11 protein-coding genes and 1 pseudogene are annotated in these 13,216 nt (G+C 77.0%); 7 read left to right on the plus strand and 5 right to left on the minus strand.

What is annotated here, in order from left to right; genetic code table 11:
• Positions 1 to 76: 76 nt before the first annotated feature.
• Both NRO40_RS07795 and NRO40_RS07800 read left to right on the plus strand, forming a co-directional pair.
• A complete protein-coding gene (locus NRO40_RS07795; RefSeq protein WP_058944455.1) occupies positions 77 to 1,072 on the plus strand; it encodes an ATP-binding cassette domain-containing protein in 996 nt (331 codons plus the stop codon).
• Complete coding sequence (locus NRO40_RS07800) at positions 1,069 to 1,971, plus strand: ABC transporter permease (protein ID WP_058944454.1); 903 nt, start codon at positions 1,069 to 1,071, stop codon at positions 1,969 to 1,971. The genes NRO40_RS07795 and NRO40_RS07800 overlap by 4 nt, the downstream gene beginning before the upstream one ends.
• 5 nt (positions 1,972 to 1,976) lie before the next feature.
• On the opposite strand, the gene NRO40_RS07805 is transcribed toward NRO40_RS07800, so the two are convergent.
• Entirely contained in the window at positions 1,977 to 5,984 is a 4,008-nt protein-coding gene (locus tag NRO40_RS07805) for an AfsR/SARP family transcriptional regulator (RefSeq protein ID WP_257375359.1), read from the minus strand.
• A 56-nt stretch (positions 5,985 to 6,040) separates the two neighbouring features.
• Between NRO40_RS07805 and NRO40_RS07810 the strand changes: the two genes are divergently transcribed.
• Positions 6,041 to 6,874: a site-2 protease family protein gene (locus NRO40_RS07810; RefSeq protein WP_058943529.1), complete on the plus strand. Its 834-nt coding sequence runs from the start codon at positions 6,041 to 6,043 to the stop codon at positions 6,872 to 6,874.
• Here the strand turns inward: NRO40_RS07810 and NRO40_RS07815 are convergent.
• Both NRO40_RS07815 and npdG read right to left on the minus strand, forming a co-directional pair.
• Positions 6,864 to 7,090, minus strand: a pseudogene (locus NRO40_RS07815) (hypothetical protein). The gene NRO40_RS07810 and the pseudogene NRO40_RS07815 sit on opposite strands and share 11 nt — an antisense overlap.
• A 288-nt stretch (positions 7,091 to 7,378) precedes the next feature.
• Positions 7,379 to 8,098 (minus strand): NADPH-dependent F420 reductase, encoded by a 720-nt coding sequence (gene npdG, locus NRO40_RS07820; RefSeq protein WP_058943528.1) that lies wholly within the window; start codon positions 8,096 to 8,098, stop codon positions 7,379 to 7,381.
• 91 nt (positions 8,099 to 8,189) lie between these two features.
• On the opposite strand from npdG, the gene NRO40_RS07825 reads away from it, so the two are divergent.
• Positions 8,190 to 8,801 carry a hypothetical protein gene (locus NRO40_RS07825; RefSeq protein WP_058943527.1) on the plus strand — a complete coding sequence of 204 codons (612 nt, stop codon included), beginning with the start codon at positions 8,190 to 8,192 and terminating at the stop codon, positions 8,799 to 8,801.
• A gap of 45 nt (positions 8,802 to 8,846) precedes the next feature.
• On the plus strand, positions 8,847 to 10,112 hold the full coding sequence (locus NRO40_RS07830) for an MFS transporter (RefSeq protein WP_058943526.1): 1,266 nt from the start codon (positions 8,847 to 8,849) through the stop codon (positions 10,110 to 10,112).
• Positions 10,113 to 10,237: 125 nt separating this feature from the next.
• On the opposite strand, the gene NRO40_RS07835 is transcribed toward NRO40_RS07830, so the two are convergent.
• The gene (locus tag NRO40_RS07835) at positions 10,238 to 10,477 is read right to left on the minus strand and encodes a hypothetical protein (RefSeq protein ID WP_058943525.1); all 240 of its coding nucleotides are present in this window, start codon (positions 10,475 to 10,477) and stop codon (positions 10,238 to 10,240) included.
• A 59-nt stretch (positions 10,478 to 10,536) separates the two neighbouring features.
• Here NRO40_RS07835 and map point away from each other — a divergent pair, with 59 nt between their 5' ends.
• Complete coding sequence (gene map / locus NRO40_RS07840; protein WP_058943524.1) at positions 10,537 to 11,394, plus strand: type I methionyl aminopeptidase; 858 nt, start codon at positions 10,537 to 10,539, stop codon at positions 11,392 to 11,394.
• A gap of 173 nt (positions 11,395 to 11,567) precedes the next feature.
• Positions 11,568 to 12,239, plus strand: coding sequence for a biliverdin-producing heme oxygenase (locus NRO40_RS07845; protein WP_058943523.1), 672 nt, complete (start codon positions 11,568 to 11,570; stop codon positions 12,237 to 12,239).
• 9 nt (positions 12,240 to 12,248) lie between these two features.
• On the opposite strand, the gene NRO40_RS07850 is transcribed toward NRO40_RS07845, so the two are convergent.
• Positions 12,249 to 12,938, minus strand: a complete 690-nt coding sequence (locus NRO40_RS07850; protein WP_232791166.1) for a PhzF family phenazine biosynthesis protein — start codon at positions 12,936 to 12,938, stop codon at positions 12,249 to 12,251.
• Positions 12,939 to 13,216: the final 278 nt, after the last annotated feature.

Genomic DNA, 13,216 nt, shown 5'->3' on the forward strand with positions numbered 1-13,216 from the left:
GTGGCTGCCGGGGGCTGTCGGTGGTCTGTCGGTGATCTGTCGGGGGCCTGTCGGCGCGCCCTGGTCCCCTGGGGGCATGACACGATCCGACACCAACGCCGTCGAGGTACGCGGCCTCGTCAAGCACTACGGCGCGACGAAGGCGCTGGACGGGGTGGACCTCGACGTGCGCGAGGGCACCGTCCTCGGCGTGCTGGGGCCCAACGGCGCCGGCAAGACCACACTCGTCCGCTGCCTGTCCACCCTGGTCGTCCCCGACGCCGGCACCGCGACCGTCGCCGGCTGCGACGTGCTGCGCCAGCCGCGGGCACTGCGCCGCGCCATCGGGCTGACCGGCCAGTACGCCTCCGTGGACGAGAAGCTCTCCGGCTGGGAGAACCTCTACATGATCGGCCGACTGCTCGACCTGTCCCGCCGGGACGCCCGGGCGCGCGCCGACGAGATGCTGGAGCGGTTCTCGCTCACCGAAGCGGCCCGCCGGCCCGCCGCGCAGTACTCGGGCGGCATGCGGCGCCGCCTTGACCTGGCCGCCTCCATGATCGGCCGGCCCGCGGTGCTCTACCTGGACGAGCCGACCACCGGCCTCGACCCGCGCACCCGCAACGAGGTCTGGGACGAGGTGCGGCGCATGGTCGAGGAGGGCAGCACCGTGCTGCTCACCACCCAGTACATGGAGGAGGCCGAGCAGCTGGCGAGCGAGCTGACGGTCGTCGACCGCGGCCGGGTGATCGCCCGGGGCGGCGTGGACGAGCTGAAGGCGAAGGTCGGCGGTCGCACCCTCCAGGTCCGGCCCGTCGACCCGGGCGACCTGCCCGCCATGGCGCGGTCGCTCGCCGAGTCGGGTCTGGCCGGCCCCGCGGGCGCCACGGTCGTCCACGACGAGGGCCGGCTGTACGTGCCCGTCCTCAGCGACGGTCAACTCACCGCCGTGGTCGGGCTGCTGGCCGCGGGCGGCCACGGCATCGCCCACATCGGGACGCACCTGCCCAGCCTGGACGAGGTGTTCCTCGCGATCACCGGCGAACGCGCCACCCCGCAGTCCGACGAGCGCCCCCAGGAGGTGGCCGCATGAGCACCGGCACGAACACCGCGACACCGACACCGTCCACGACGCCCGCGACGCCCGCGCCAGCGGCGACGCAGGCCGCCCCCGCGCCGCCGCGCCGCTCCGCCCCGGCGCGGCCCACCGGCGAGGGCCGCATCGGGGCACGCGCCCACCTGCGGCACATCGGCGCGCTGACCCGCCGCAACGTCCTGCAGATCAAGCAGAACCCGGAGGCGATGTTCGACGTCCTGCTCATGCCGGTCGTCCTCACGCTGCTGTTCGTGCACGTCTTCGGCGGCGCGATCTCCGGCAAGGGCAACCAGCAGGACTACGTGAACTACCTGATCCCCGGCCTGATGGCGATGATGGGCCTCAACATCGCCATGGGCATGGGCACCGGCATCAACGACGACGTCAAGAAGGGCGTCATGGACCGGTTCCGGACCATGCCGATCGCCCGGTCGTCCGTCCTCGTCGCGAGGATCATCGTGGAGGCAGGCCGGATGGTGGTCGCCACCGCGATCCTGCTCGCCATGGGGTTCGTGCTGGGCTTCGAGGTCGCGACCTCGCCGCTGCACCTGCTGGCGGCGGTGGGCCTGTCGGTGCTCTTCGGCACCTCCCTCATGTGGATCTTCATCCTCCTGGGGCTGAGCCTCCAGACCGCCCAGACGGTCCAGGGAGTGGCCATGCTCGTGCTGATGCCGCTGCAGTTCGGGTCGTCGATCTTCGCGCCGCCGGAGTCGATGCCCGACTGGCTGCGCGCCTTCACCGACTACAACCCGCTCTCCGCCCTGGCCGACGCGGCGCGGAACCTCGTGAACGGCGGCCCGGTCGCCGGAGCGGTGTGGATGACCCTCGGCTGGGCGGCGGCCATCACGCTGGTCACGGCCCCGCTGGCGGTCGCGCGGTTCCGCCGGCACACGTGAGCGCGTCACGCCCCTTCGAGCAGGGCGGCGGCCTCGTCGAAGCCGAGGCCGCCGCCCTCGGCGTACGCGGCGTCGAAGGCGGCCCCGCCGAGGACCGCGCGGGCGGCGGCCTCGGCCGCGGCCAGGGCGTCGCGCTCCATCGACGACGCCACGTGGCCCCGCGGCAGCAGACCCGGGTGGGCTCCGAGCAGGACCGCCGCCGTACGGGCGCGGCCGCCGCCCAGGCCCGCGAGCGCCCGCGCGGCGGTGACCAGGTGGCCCGCGGCCATCTGCGGCGCGACCATCATGGTCAGCGGCTCGCGGCTTCTGCGCAGCGCCCGCGCGGCGAGGTCCAGCGCCTCGGCGTGCCGGCCCTCCAGCGTGTCCAGCCAGGCGAGGCAGCCGAGGGTGAAGCCGTCGAAGAGCGAGAGCGTCGGCGTGCCGAACTCCTCGCGCAGGGCGCCGAGCAGCTCGCGCGCCTCGGCCGTGCGGCCGGTGCGGCCGAGGTGCACGGAGAGGTGGAGCCGGGCCGCGGGGCCCGCCTCCCGGCCGGCGCCCCGCCCCGTGGCGAGGACGTCGCGCAGGATGGCCTCCGACTCCTCGGCACGGCCCAGTTCGGGGAGGACGGCGGCGTACCGGGTGCGCAGCAGCAGCACCTGAGCCTGGGCCGCGAGCCGTTCGGCGTGGCCGACGGCGGCCTGGTAGTCGGCGGCGGCGCCCGCGGACTCGCCGCGGTTCTCGCGGGCCTCGCCGCGGGCGGCGAGCGCCTCGGCGGCGCCCCAGGAGTCGCCGAGGCGGAGGAAGATCTCCAGCGCCTCGTCGGCGTCCCGGCACGCCTCGGCCGCCAGGGAGCTGCGGTTGGCGAGGACGTTGGCGCGCCACTGCAGGGCGTGGGCGAGGTCCCAGTCGTAACCGAGGGCGCGGGCGGTGTCGACGGTCGAGTCGAGGAGCGCGTGCAGCCGGGAGCCGTCGCCCGAGAGGAGGACGGCGAGGATCCACAGGAAGCCGGGCATCCGGCACCCCTGGGGCAGCCCCGGTCGGTACGCCCGCGCGGCCCGCTCCAGCAGGGCGCGGCCGGTGGTGGCCCAGGCGCCCTGCTCGTGGTCCATGTTGACCATCTGCACGAGCCGGACCTGCCGGCGCGCCTCCGTGAGGAGTTCGCGGCCCATGGGGGGTGGCGCGTCGGTGCAGCGCTCGGCGATCGGCGGGACGGGGGCGACGGGCGGGGCGAACGGGTCGGGGCCGAGCGCGGCCGCGGCCTCGGACCACTGCCGGGCGTCGGAGCGCAGGTCGCGCATCTGCCAGTACCAGGCGAGGGACAGCACGAGGCAGAGGCTCTCCTGCTCGTCGCGGGCGGCGACGGCGCGGCGCAGGGCGGCGCGGAGGTTGCCGTACTCGCGCTGGAGCCGGGCCAGGGCGGCACGCTGACCCGCGCCGCGCAGCAACGGATCGGTGGTGCGGGCGAGTTCGCGGTAGTGGACGAGGTGGCGGCGTTCGGTGGCGGGGCGCTCGGCGGCCTCGTCGAGGCGCTCGGCGGCGTACTCGGCGACGGTCTCCAGGAGGCGGTAGCGCATCTCGCCGTCGTCGCCCGGCGAGGCGACGACGAGGGACTTGTCGACGAGGGAGCCGAGCAGGTCGAGGGTGTTGGGGGCGGCGCACACCGCCTCGGCGGCGTCGAGGGCACAGCCGCCGGAGAAGACGGCCAGGCGGCGCAGCACGGCGCGCTCGGGTCCGTCCAGCAGGTCCCAGGACCAGTCGACGACGGCCCGCAGCGTCTGCTGGCGGGGCAGGACGGTGCGGCTGCCGCCGGTGAGGAGGCGGAAGCGGTCGTCGAGCCGGTCCGCGATCTGGCGCGGCGTCAGGACGCGGAGGCGGGCGGCGGCCAGTTCGATGGCGAGCGGCAGGCCGTCCAGGCGCCGGCAGATCTCGGCGCACGCCTCGGGGTCGCTCCCGGTGGCGAACCCCGGCCGGGCGGCGGCCCCGCGCTCGCCGAGCAGGCGCAGGGCCGCGGGGGCGGGCAGCGGCTCGACCGGGCGCACGACCTCCCCGCCGACGGCGAGGGGCTCGCGGCTGGTGGCGAGGACGGTCAGGCCGGGGCAGCGCTCCAGCAGGTGGTGCGCGAGGCGGGCGGCGGCGCCGACCACGTGCTCGCAGTTGTCGAGCAGGAGCAGCAGGCGGCGTGAGCCGCAGTGCTCGGCGAGCCGGACGAGGGGGTCGTTGCCTCGGGGTTCGGCGGCGCGCAGTTCCTCCGCCCCCGCGCCGCGCAGCACGGTCTCCCGCGCGCCGAGCGCGGTCAGCACGGCCTCGGGTACGGCGTCGGGGTCGGCGACCGGGGCCAGTTCGGCCACCCACACCCCGTCGGGCCACCGGTCGGCGCCGCGCTCGGCGGCCTCCTGGGACAGCCGGGTCTTGCCGGCTCCGCCGGGCCCGAGCAGCGTCACGAGCCGCGCCCGGTCGAGGTCCCCGAGGAGGGCGCCGATGTCCTCGTCCCGCCCGACGAAGCTGGTCAGCCGCGCCCGCAGGTTCCCGGGCGGGGGCCCGGGAACCGGGCCGCGGCCGGGCTCGGCGCCCGGGTGGTCGCGGGGCTCGGGGTCGGGGGCGTGGCGGGGCTCGGGGCGGGTGGCGACGGGCGCCGCCGCCGGACAGGCGGCGTCCGGGCGGGGCGTCGCCGCACCGGGCGCCGCCGCACCGGGCATGGCCGCGCCTGCCGTCGCCGCACCGGGCGTCGCCGAGGGGGACGCGTCCTCGTCGGCCGTCCCCGCGGGGTGCAGCTCGGCGCCGTACGCTCCCGTGCCGTACGTCCCCGTGCCGGGCGGCCTCGCGCCGGGCGACCGTTCGGTGGTCGGGTCCACGGGGGCCGCCCCCGCGGCGCGCGCAACCGGGCCGTGCGGCGCCGCGCCGGGCGGCCCCTCGGCGGACACGTCGAAGACGTCCGGCCCCGCCGGGGGCGCCGGCGCGTCCGGGCCGGGCACCGGCCGGGCGGCCCCGGGCGCACCGCGCTCGCCCCTCCCGCCGGACGCTCCGGGCGCCGCGCCCGGCCCACCGGGCACACCGTCCTCCTCGGGCGCGCCGCTCAGTCCGGGTACCCCGGCCACACCCGGGGCGGGGGCCGGGCGCGGACCCGCCGCGGGGGTCGGCCCAGGGCCCGACGGGAGGCCCGGGGCCGGGCCACGGGCCGAGGCCCAAGCCGGGGCCGCCGGGCCCGCTGCCATCCCCGGGGCCGAAACCGAGGCCGCCGGGCCTGGCGCCGGGGCCAGGCCCGGGGCCAGGCCTGGGGCCGGGGCCAGGCCTGGGGCCGGGGCCAGGCCTGGGGCCGGGGCCAGCAGTTCCGCGTGGAGGGCGCGCAGCTCCGGGCCCGGGTCGGTGCCCAGGCGGCCGGCCAGGTCACGGCGGACCGCCTCGTACGCGGCGAGGGCCGCGGCCGGACGACCCGTGTCCCGCAGTGTGCGGATGCGCAGCGCGTGCAGGGGCTCGTCGAGCGGGGCGGCGGCGCACAGGGCGGCCAGTTCCGGCAGCGCCTCCTCGGCGCGGCCCAGGGCCGCCAGTGCCGTGAGGCGGCTGCGGACGGCGGTGCCGCGCCGGGCGGCCCAGCGCGCCGTCTCCCCCGCCCGGCCGGGCAGGTCCGCCAGGACCGGGTCCCGCCACAGGCCGAGCGCCTCGTCCAGCGCGTGCAACGCCTCGGCCGGGTCGCCGGCGTCCAGGAAGCGGACGCCGTCCGCGACGAGCCGCTCGAACCGGTGCGCGTCCACGTCGTCCGCGGCGGCGTCCAGCCGGTACCCGCCGGACGCCGACACCACCGCGCCGGCGCCGAGGGCCCGGCGCAGTCGGCCGACCAGCGCCTGCAGGGCGGCCACGGCGTCGGCGGGCTGCTCGTCGCCGTGCCAGACCTCGTCGACGAGCAGCCCGACCGGCACGGCCCGCCCGGGGCGCAGCGCGAGGACGGTGAGCAGCGCGCGCAGCCGTGCCCCGCCGACCGGGACGGGGGTACCGTCCGCGCGGTGGACCTGCGTCGGGCCGAGTACGGAGATCTGCACGGGCCCATTCTGCGCGACGCGGGGTACGGTCGACGCCCCGGCCGAGGAGGGTCCGCATGGCAACCGCCGTCCAGCGCCGCCGCGGTGGCGACCGCGCCGTCAGCCCCGTGTTCCTCGCCGTCGCCGGCGTGACGGCCGCCGCCGGCTGGGTGGTGTGGTCGGAGGCCGGGCCCGCGTCCGGGGGCGTGGGGCGGGGCGTGGCCGTGTTCCTCGCCGTCACCGGCGCGTGGGTGGTCTCCCTCTGCCTCCACGAGTACGCGCACGCCCGGACCGCGCTGCACGCGGGGGACGCGTCCGTCGCGGCCAAGGGCTACCTGACGCTCGACCCGCTGCGGTACGCGCACCCGGTGCTCAGCGTGCTGCTGCCGGTGCTGTTCCTGGTGATGGGCGGCATCGGCCTGCCGGGTGGCGCCGTCTACGTCGAACGCCACCGCATCCCCGGGCGGATCCGGCACAGTCTCGTGTCGGCGGCGGGGCCACTGGCGAACGTCCTGTTCGCGGCCGTGTGCACCGCGCCGTTCTGGCTGGGCGCCCTCGACGGGGTCCCGGGCCCCTTCCGCGCCGCCCTCGCGTTCGTCGCGCTGCTCCAGGTGACGGCGGCGGCCTTGAACCTCCTGCCGGTACCGGGCCTGGACGGGTACGGGGTGCTGGAGCCGTGGCTGTCGGAACGGGCGCGGCGGGCGGTCGAGCCGTTCGCGCCGTACGGGCTGCTCGCGGTGTTCGTGCTGTTGTTCTCGCCGGAGGTGAACCAGGCGTTCTTCGGCCTCGTCCACGGGGTGCTCGGCGCGCTCGGCGTGGGCGCGCAGGAGACGTGGTGCGGGCTGGACCTCTACCGCTTCTGGCAGGAGCCGGGCGCGGTCTGCGGGGCCGTGCCGGGGGTCAGCCGGTGACCTGGCGGGAGCGGCGCCAGTAGTACCAGCTCATGTTGGAGGAGACGCCGGCCAGCAGCACCCACACGATGCCGAGCCAGCTGCCCTGGACGAACGAGACCACGGCGGCCGCGGCGGCGAGGACGCACACGACGAGCGTGTAGAGGGCGAGGCGGGGCATGGGGGTCGGCTCCTGTCCGGTGGGGGGGTGAACGGTGCCCGACCAGTGTCCCCCATCCCCGCCGGTGCCCTCCGCGCGGGCGCACGGACACCCGGCACGCGACCGGACGGCGGCCCGCCGGCCGGCCGGGCGCCGACGCCCGGACGGTCGGCACACGCGGCCGGCACGCGGCGGCCCCACGCGGCCCCGCCGACGAACGCCCGGCCGGCGGCGGTCGACCGGCCGCAGGCCGACCGGGCGCGGAGCGGCGGCCGCGTCCCGCGCCGGCCGCGAGCCGACCGGCGCGAGCCCCACGACGGCGCGGCCCGCGACGGGGCGCCCCGGGCGGCCGTGTCGTGCGTGGCTCAGGCGCCGGGCGCGCCCGCGCCGTCGACGTCGGTGACGCGCAGCCCCGCGTGGGCCTTGTAGCGGCGGTTGACGGAGATCAGGTTCGCGACGAGCGACTCCACCTGGTGGGCGTTGCGCAGCCGGCCGGCGTAGACACCCCGCATGCCGGGGATGCGGGCGGCGAGCGCCTGCACGAGGTCGGTGTCGGCGCGCTTGTCGCCGAGGACCATCACGTCGGTGTCGATCTCCTCGATCGTCTCGTCGCGCAGCAGCACGGCCGACAGGTGTTGGAACGCCGCCGTCACGCGCGACTCCGGCAGCAGCTCCGCGGCCTGCTGGGCGGCGCTGCCCTCCGCGGGTGTGAGGGCGTAGGCGCCCTGCTTGTCGAAGCCGAGCGGGTTGACGCAGTCGACGACGAGCTTGCCGCGCAGCTCCTCGCGCAGCTCGCGCAGGGTCGCCGCGTGGCCGTCCCACGGCACCGCGACGATCACGACGTCGCTGCGGCGGGCGCACTCGGCGTTGTCGGCGCCCTCGACGCCGAGGCCGAGCGCGGCGGCGGCCTCGCGGGCGCGGTCGGCGGCGCGCGAGCCGAGGATCACCTTCTGCCCGGCGCGGGCCAGCCGGTAGGCGAGGCCGCGGCCCTGGTCGCCGGTGCCGCCGAGGACGCCGACGACGAGGCCCGACACGTCGGGCAGCTCCCAGGGGTCGCGGGCCTTCTTGGTCTCCGTCTCAGTCATGGAGGTGACACTACGTGCCACCGCGCCCGTACGGGTGACAGGTCCGCGGTGGCCGCGCGCCGGGCCGTCCGCCGGGGCAGGATGCGGCGCCATGGATGCCGTACGGGTCGCCCTGCTCCGCGAAGTGCTGGCCGGGACCGCGTGGCCGGCCGCGGCGCGCGGGTTCGCCGGGGCGCTGCGGTCGTCGGTCGTGCCGCAGGGCGGCGGACTGCTGCTGGTGGGCACGGCCGCGTACGAGCCGTGGCACCTGGCCGCGCACCTGGTGGACGAGGCGATGTGGTCGGGACGCCCGGAGCTGGCGCCCACCCTCGTGCGGCACCGGGTGGGCCCGGCCGACCCGGCGCACCTGTCGGTCGGGCCGGGGCGGCTGGAGGCGGCGGGCCGGGGGGCGACGCTGCTGCTCGTGGCGCCGGACCGGCCGGACGACGCCCTGCTGGAGCGGGTCCACGACGCGCGGCGGGCGGGCGCGACCGTGCTGTCCCTGGACGGCGGGGTCCCGGAGGTGCAGGGTCTGGCGCACGAGTGCCTCACGGTCGACCCGGAGCGCTCGGGCGGGGTGGACCTGGACACGGTGCAGCACCTGGTGAGCGCGGCGGCCGGCGAGAACGGCCTGCCCGCGCCCCGGGGCCGGCGCACCCGGTTCCGCGACCGGCTCTCCCGCCTCGCCGACCACCTGACGTCCCCGCCGCCCGAGCGCTGGTGAAAACAGCTTGCAGGCGGCAGTGAGCGGGGCGCAGCATGGCGCCCCGTGACCTCGAAGCTGTCCGCCGTGCTGCCCGACCTGTCCCCGTGGCGCTCCTCCCGGGACTTCCGCCTCCTGTGGGTGCAGGGCCTCGTCGCGTACTTCGGCAGCTTCACCGCGATGGTCGCGCTGCCGTTGCAGATCAAGGACCTCACGGACTCGCCGCTGGCGGTCGGCGCGATGGGCGCGGTCGAGCTGGTTCCGCTGGTGGTGTGCGGTCTGTACGGAGGCGCGCTGGCGGACGCGGTGGACCGGCGCCGGGTGATCCTGGCGACCGAGGCGGTCCTCGGTCTGCTGGCCCTGGTGCTGCTGCTCAACGCGCTCGCGCCCCGGCCGATGCTGTGTCCGCTGTACGTGGTCGCGGCGGGCGTCTCCGCCATGGCCGGGCTGCAGCGGCCCGCGCTGGACTCGCTCATCGCGAGGATCGTGCCGCACGACCAGCTCCCCGCGTCCGCCGCGCTGAACGCGCTGCGCTGGCAGCTCGGCGCCATCGCCGGCCCGGCCCTCGCCGGGCTCGTCGTGGCGTACGCGGGTCACGGGGCGGCGTACGCCACGACCGTGTGCTGCTTCGCCGTCTCGGTGCTGCTGTGCCTGCGCCTGTCGCCCGCCCCGCCCGCGCGGGGCTCGGCGAAGCCGTCCCTGCGGGGGATCGCGGAGGGGGCGCGGTACGCCTGGTCGCGGCCGGTGCTGCTCGGCACGTACGCCGTCGACCTGGCCGCGATGCTGCTCGCCTTCCCGCACACGCTGTTCCCGTTCCTCGCGGACGAGCTGGACGCGGAGTGGTCGCTGGGGCTGATGTACGCGGCGGGGTCGGTCGGGTCGGTGCTGCTCAGCCTGACGAGCGGGTGGACGTCGCGGGTGCGGCGGCACGGGCTGATGGTGGTGGTGGGCGCCGGCGGGTGGGGGCTGGCCGTGGCCGCCGCGGGGTGGCTGGAGAACGTGTGGCTGGTCCTGCTGGCGCTGGCGTTCGCGGGCGCGGGCGACATGCTGAGCGGTCTGGGTCGGTCGACGATCTGGAACCAGACGATCCCGGACGAGCTGCGGGGGCGGCTGGCGGGCATCGAGGTGCTGTCGTACAGCGTGGGCCCGCAGCTGGGCCAGGTCCGGGCGGGGGCGATGGCCGGGTGGACCGGGACGCGGCCCGCCGTCTGGGGCGGCGGCGTGGCGTGCGTGGCGGCGGTGGCGCTGCTGGCGGCGGCGCTGCCGAAGCTGGTCACGTACGACGCGACGACCGACGAGGACGCCCGCCGCCGCCGCGAGGCCGCCGCGTAGTCGGCCCGTCTCCCCCGCCGGGCGGCCCCGCGCCGGGTCCCGCCGACGGGCGGCTGACGGACGCGCCACGGCGGACGGGCGCGCCACGGCGGACGGCCGGGCCTTCCGTGCGGCGCGCCGGACGGTCAGCCCTCCCGGTCCGGGGTGGACGCCCCCGTACCGCCGTCGTGCCAGCGGGGGTCGTTCTCCCACTGGAGGTTGCGCTCACGGGCGGTCTCCATCGCGTGGTCGGCCTCCTGCCGGCTCGGGTACGGACCGAACCGGTCCTTCGCCGGGCACTCGGGGCCCTCCTCGACCTTGCCGTGCTGGAGGCAGTAGTACCACTCGCCCGGCTTGCCCGCCGTGCGCTTCTTGAACAGGGCCATGTCCCGCTCCTTCCTCTGTCGCCATGGTGCCCCCGCGGGCCCTGGTTAGACTCGCTGGCATGTCTGGCCAGTCGCTGCTCGCCCCAGGGGAGCTCTCCCCCATCCGTTCCGTCCCCGGATCCATCCGCCGCCCCGAGTACGTCGGGAAGCCGGCGCCGGCGCCGTACGACGGTCCCGAGGTCCAGGACTCCGACACCATCGAGCGGATGCGCCTCGCCGGCTCCCTCGCCGCGCGCGCGATGGAGGAGGCCGCGAAGCACATCGCGCCGGGCGTCACCACCGACGAGCTCGACCGCGTCGCGCACGAGTACATGTGCGACCACGGCGCCTACCCGTCGACCCTCGGCTACCGGGGCTTCCCCAAGTCCCTGTGCGCCTCGATCAACGAGGTCATCTGCCACGGCATCCCCGACTCGACCGTCCTGCGCGACGGCGACATCGTGAACCTCGACGTCACCGCGTACATCCACGGCGTCCACGGCGACAACAACGCCACCTACCTCTGCGGGGACGTCGACGAGGAGTCGCGGCTGCTCGTCGAGCGGACCCGCGAGTCGCTGAACCGCGCGATCAAGGCGGTCCGGCCGGGCCGGCAGATCAACGTCATCGGCCGGGTCATCGAGTCGTACGCCAAGCGCTTCGGCTACGGCGTCGTGCGGGACTTCACCGGGCACGGCATCAGCACCTCGTTCCACTCCGGCCTCATCGTCCCGCACTACGACTCGCCGCACGCGACGACCGTGATGCAGCCGGGCATGACCTTCACGATCGAGCCGATGCTCACCCTCGGCACCCACGAGTACGACATGTGGGACGACGGCTGGACCGTCGTGACGAAGGACCGCAAGCGGACCGCGCAGTTCGAGCACACGCTCGTGGTGACGGACACCGGGGCCGACATCCTCACGTTGCCCTGACGCCGTAGAGGGGTACCGTTTTACCGACAGGACGTCGGAAAGCGTTGACTCGGGTAAGCCCTGAGCAGGAGGATCGGGGCGGTGGCGGCGGGCCGCGCGCACGGCGCGCGTCCGGTGGTCGCCACCCCGCTCGTCCGTCACGCCGACGCACCCCTCGGTCCCGGAGGCCCGCCTTGGACGCCAGCGCCACCGCACCCGCCACCCCGTTCTCGACCCTGATCCGCACCGCGTCCCACGCGGCGCACACGGAGGCGGAGACCTCCTCCTTCATGGGCGACATGCTCGGCGGCCGCCTGGGGGTGGACGCCTTCGCCCGCTACACCGAGCAGCTCTGGTTCGTGTACCGGGCGCTGGAGGAGGGCGCGGACCGCCTCGCGGACGACCCGGTCGCCGGCCCGTTCGTACGGCGCGAGCTGTTCCGGGCGCCGGCGCTGGAGCGGGACCTCGCCCACCTCCTCGGCCCCGGCTGGCGGGACCGCGTCTCGGCCCTGCCGGCCACCGCCGCGTACGCCGCCCGCGTCGAGGAGTGCGCCCGCACCTGGCCCGCGGGGTACGTCGCCCACCACTACACGCGCTACCTGGGGGACCTCTCCGGCGGGCAGGTCATCCGCGACCGGGCGGAGCGCGCCTGGGGCTTCGCGCGCAAGGGCGACGGCGTCCGCTTCTATGTCTTCGAGGGCATCGGCAACCCCGCGGCCTTCAAGCGCGACTACCGCGACCTGCTGGACCGGGTGAACGCCGACGACCTGGAGCGCCAGCGGATCGTGGACGAGTGCAAGCGGGCCTTCGCCCACAACACCGCCGTCTTCCGCGAGCTGGCCGGGGAGTTCCCGCTCAGCGCGTGAGCGCGGTGCTCACGCGCCGATCCGGCGGACCCGGCCGCCCAGTTCGACCACGCCGTCGGGGCCCGGGGCGGTCAGGATCTGCGAGCCCGCGCCCTGGACGATGTTGAGGGCGCGGCCGAGCAGGGCGGTGAGGCGCAGCGCCCCCGCGCCCGTCGCCCCGTCCTCGCCCGCGCCCTCGCCGCGCCCGGGGAAGGCGCGGGCGCGCACGCGGCCCGCGGCCTCCTCCTCCCACGCCCAGGCGTAGACCGTCTCCCCGGGCCCGCCCGGGAGGACTCCGGCGCCCCCGGGCGCCCCCGGCGGCGGCACGTCGAGCGCGTCGACCTCCGCCGCCGACGCGTACCGGACGAGCGCGCAGGGCGGCGCCCACTCGGGACGGGCCTCGATCCAGGTGAACTCCCCGTCGTGGCGGGCCCACACCTCGCCGACGGGCAGGTCGAGCACCTCCAGGTCCAGCAGCCAGGCGGCGCCGAGGACCGGATGGGCGTCGAAGGGCAGCCGGGCGCCGGGCGCGTGGATGTCGAGGACGCCCCGCTCCGGGTCGTCGACGAAGACCGTGCCGGGGTGGCCCAGTTCCTTGGCGAGGGCCTGCCGGGACCCCGCGTCGGGGTGGTCGCGGCCCTCCCGTACGACGCCGAGCCGGTTGCCGTGCCGCCCGTCGGGGCCGCAGAAGACCGCCAGGACGTCGTGTGCCGTGTTCACCGGGGCATTCAAACACGGCACCCGGGCTCCCGGCCGGTACCCGGGACGCCGGCCCCGGGACCCCGCCGGGCGGCGGGGCGGCGGCCGCTCGCTACCGTGTGCGGACGGACCGCCGCCCGCTCCGGCACACCGCCCGCATCGCGAACCACCGCGCGGGGGCGTGCGGGTGACGGGTGTTCGGCCCGTACGCCATCCGGGACGCGCGCGGGCTCCGGCCGGCGGCCGATGACCGGGCGGTCGGGCGGTCGGCCGCCCCGCCTGCCGGGCAGCACGACGCC

It is taken from the genome of Streptomyces changanensis (assembly GCF_024600715.1).
Classification (GTDB): Bacteria; Actinomycetota; Actinomycetes; order Streptomycetales; family Streptomycetaceae; genus Streptomyces; species Streptomyces changanensis.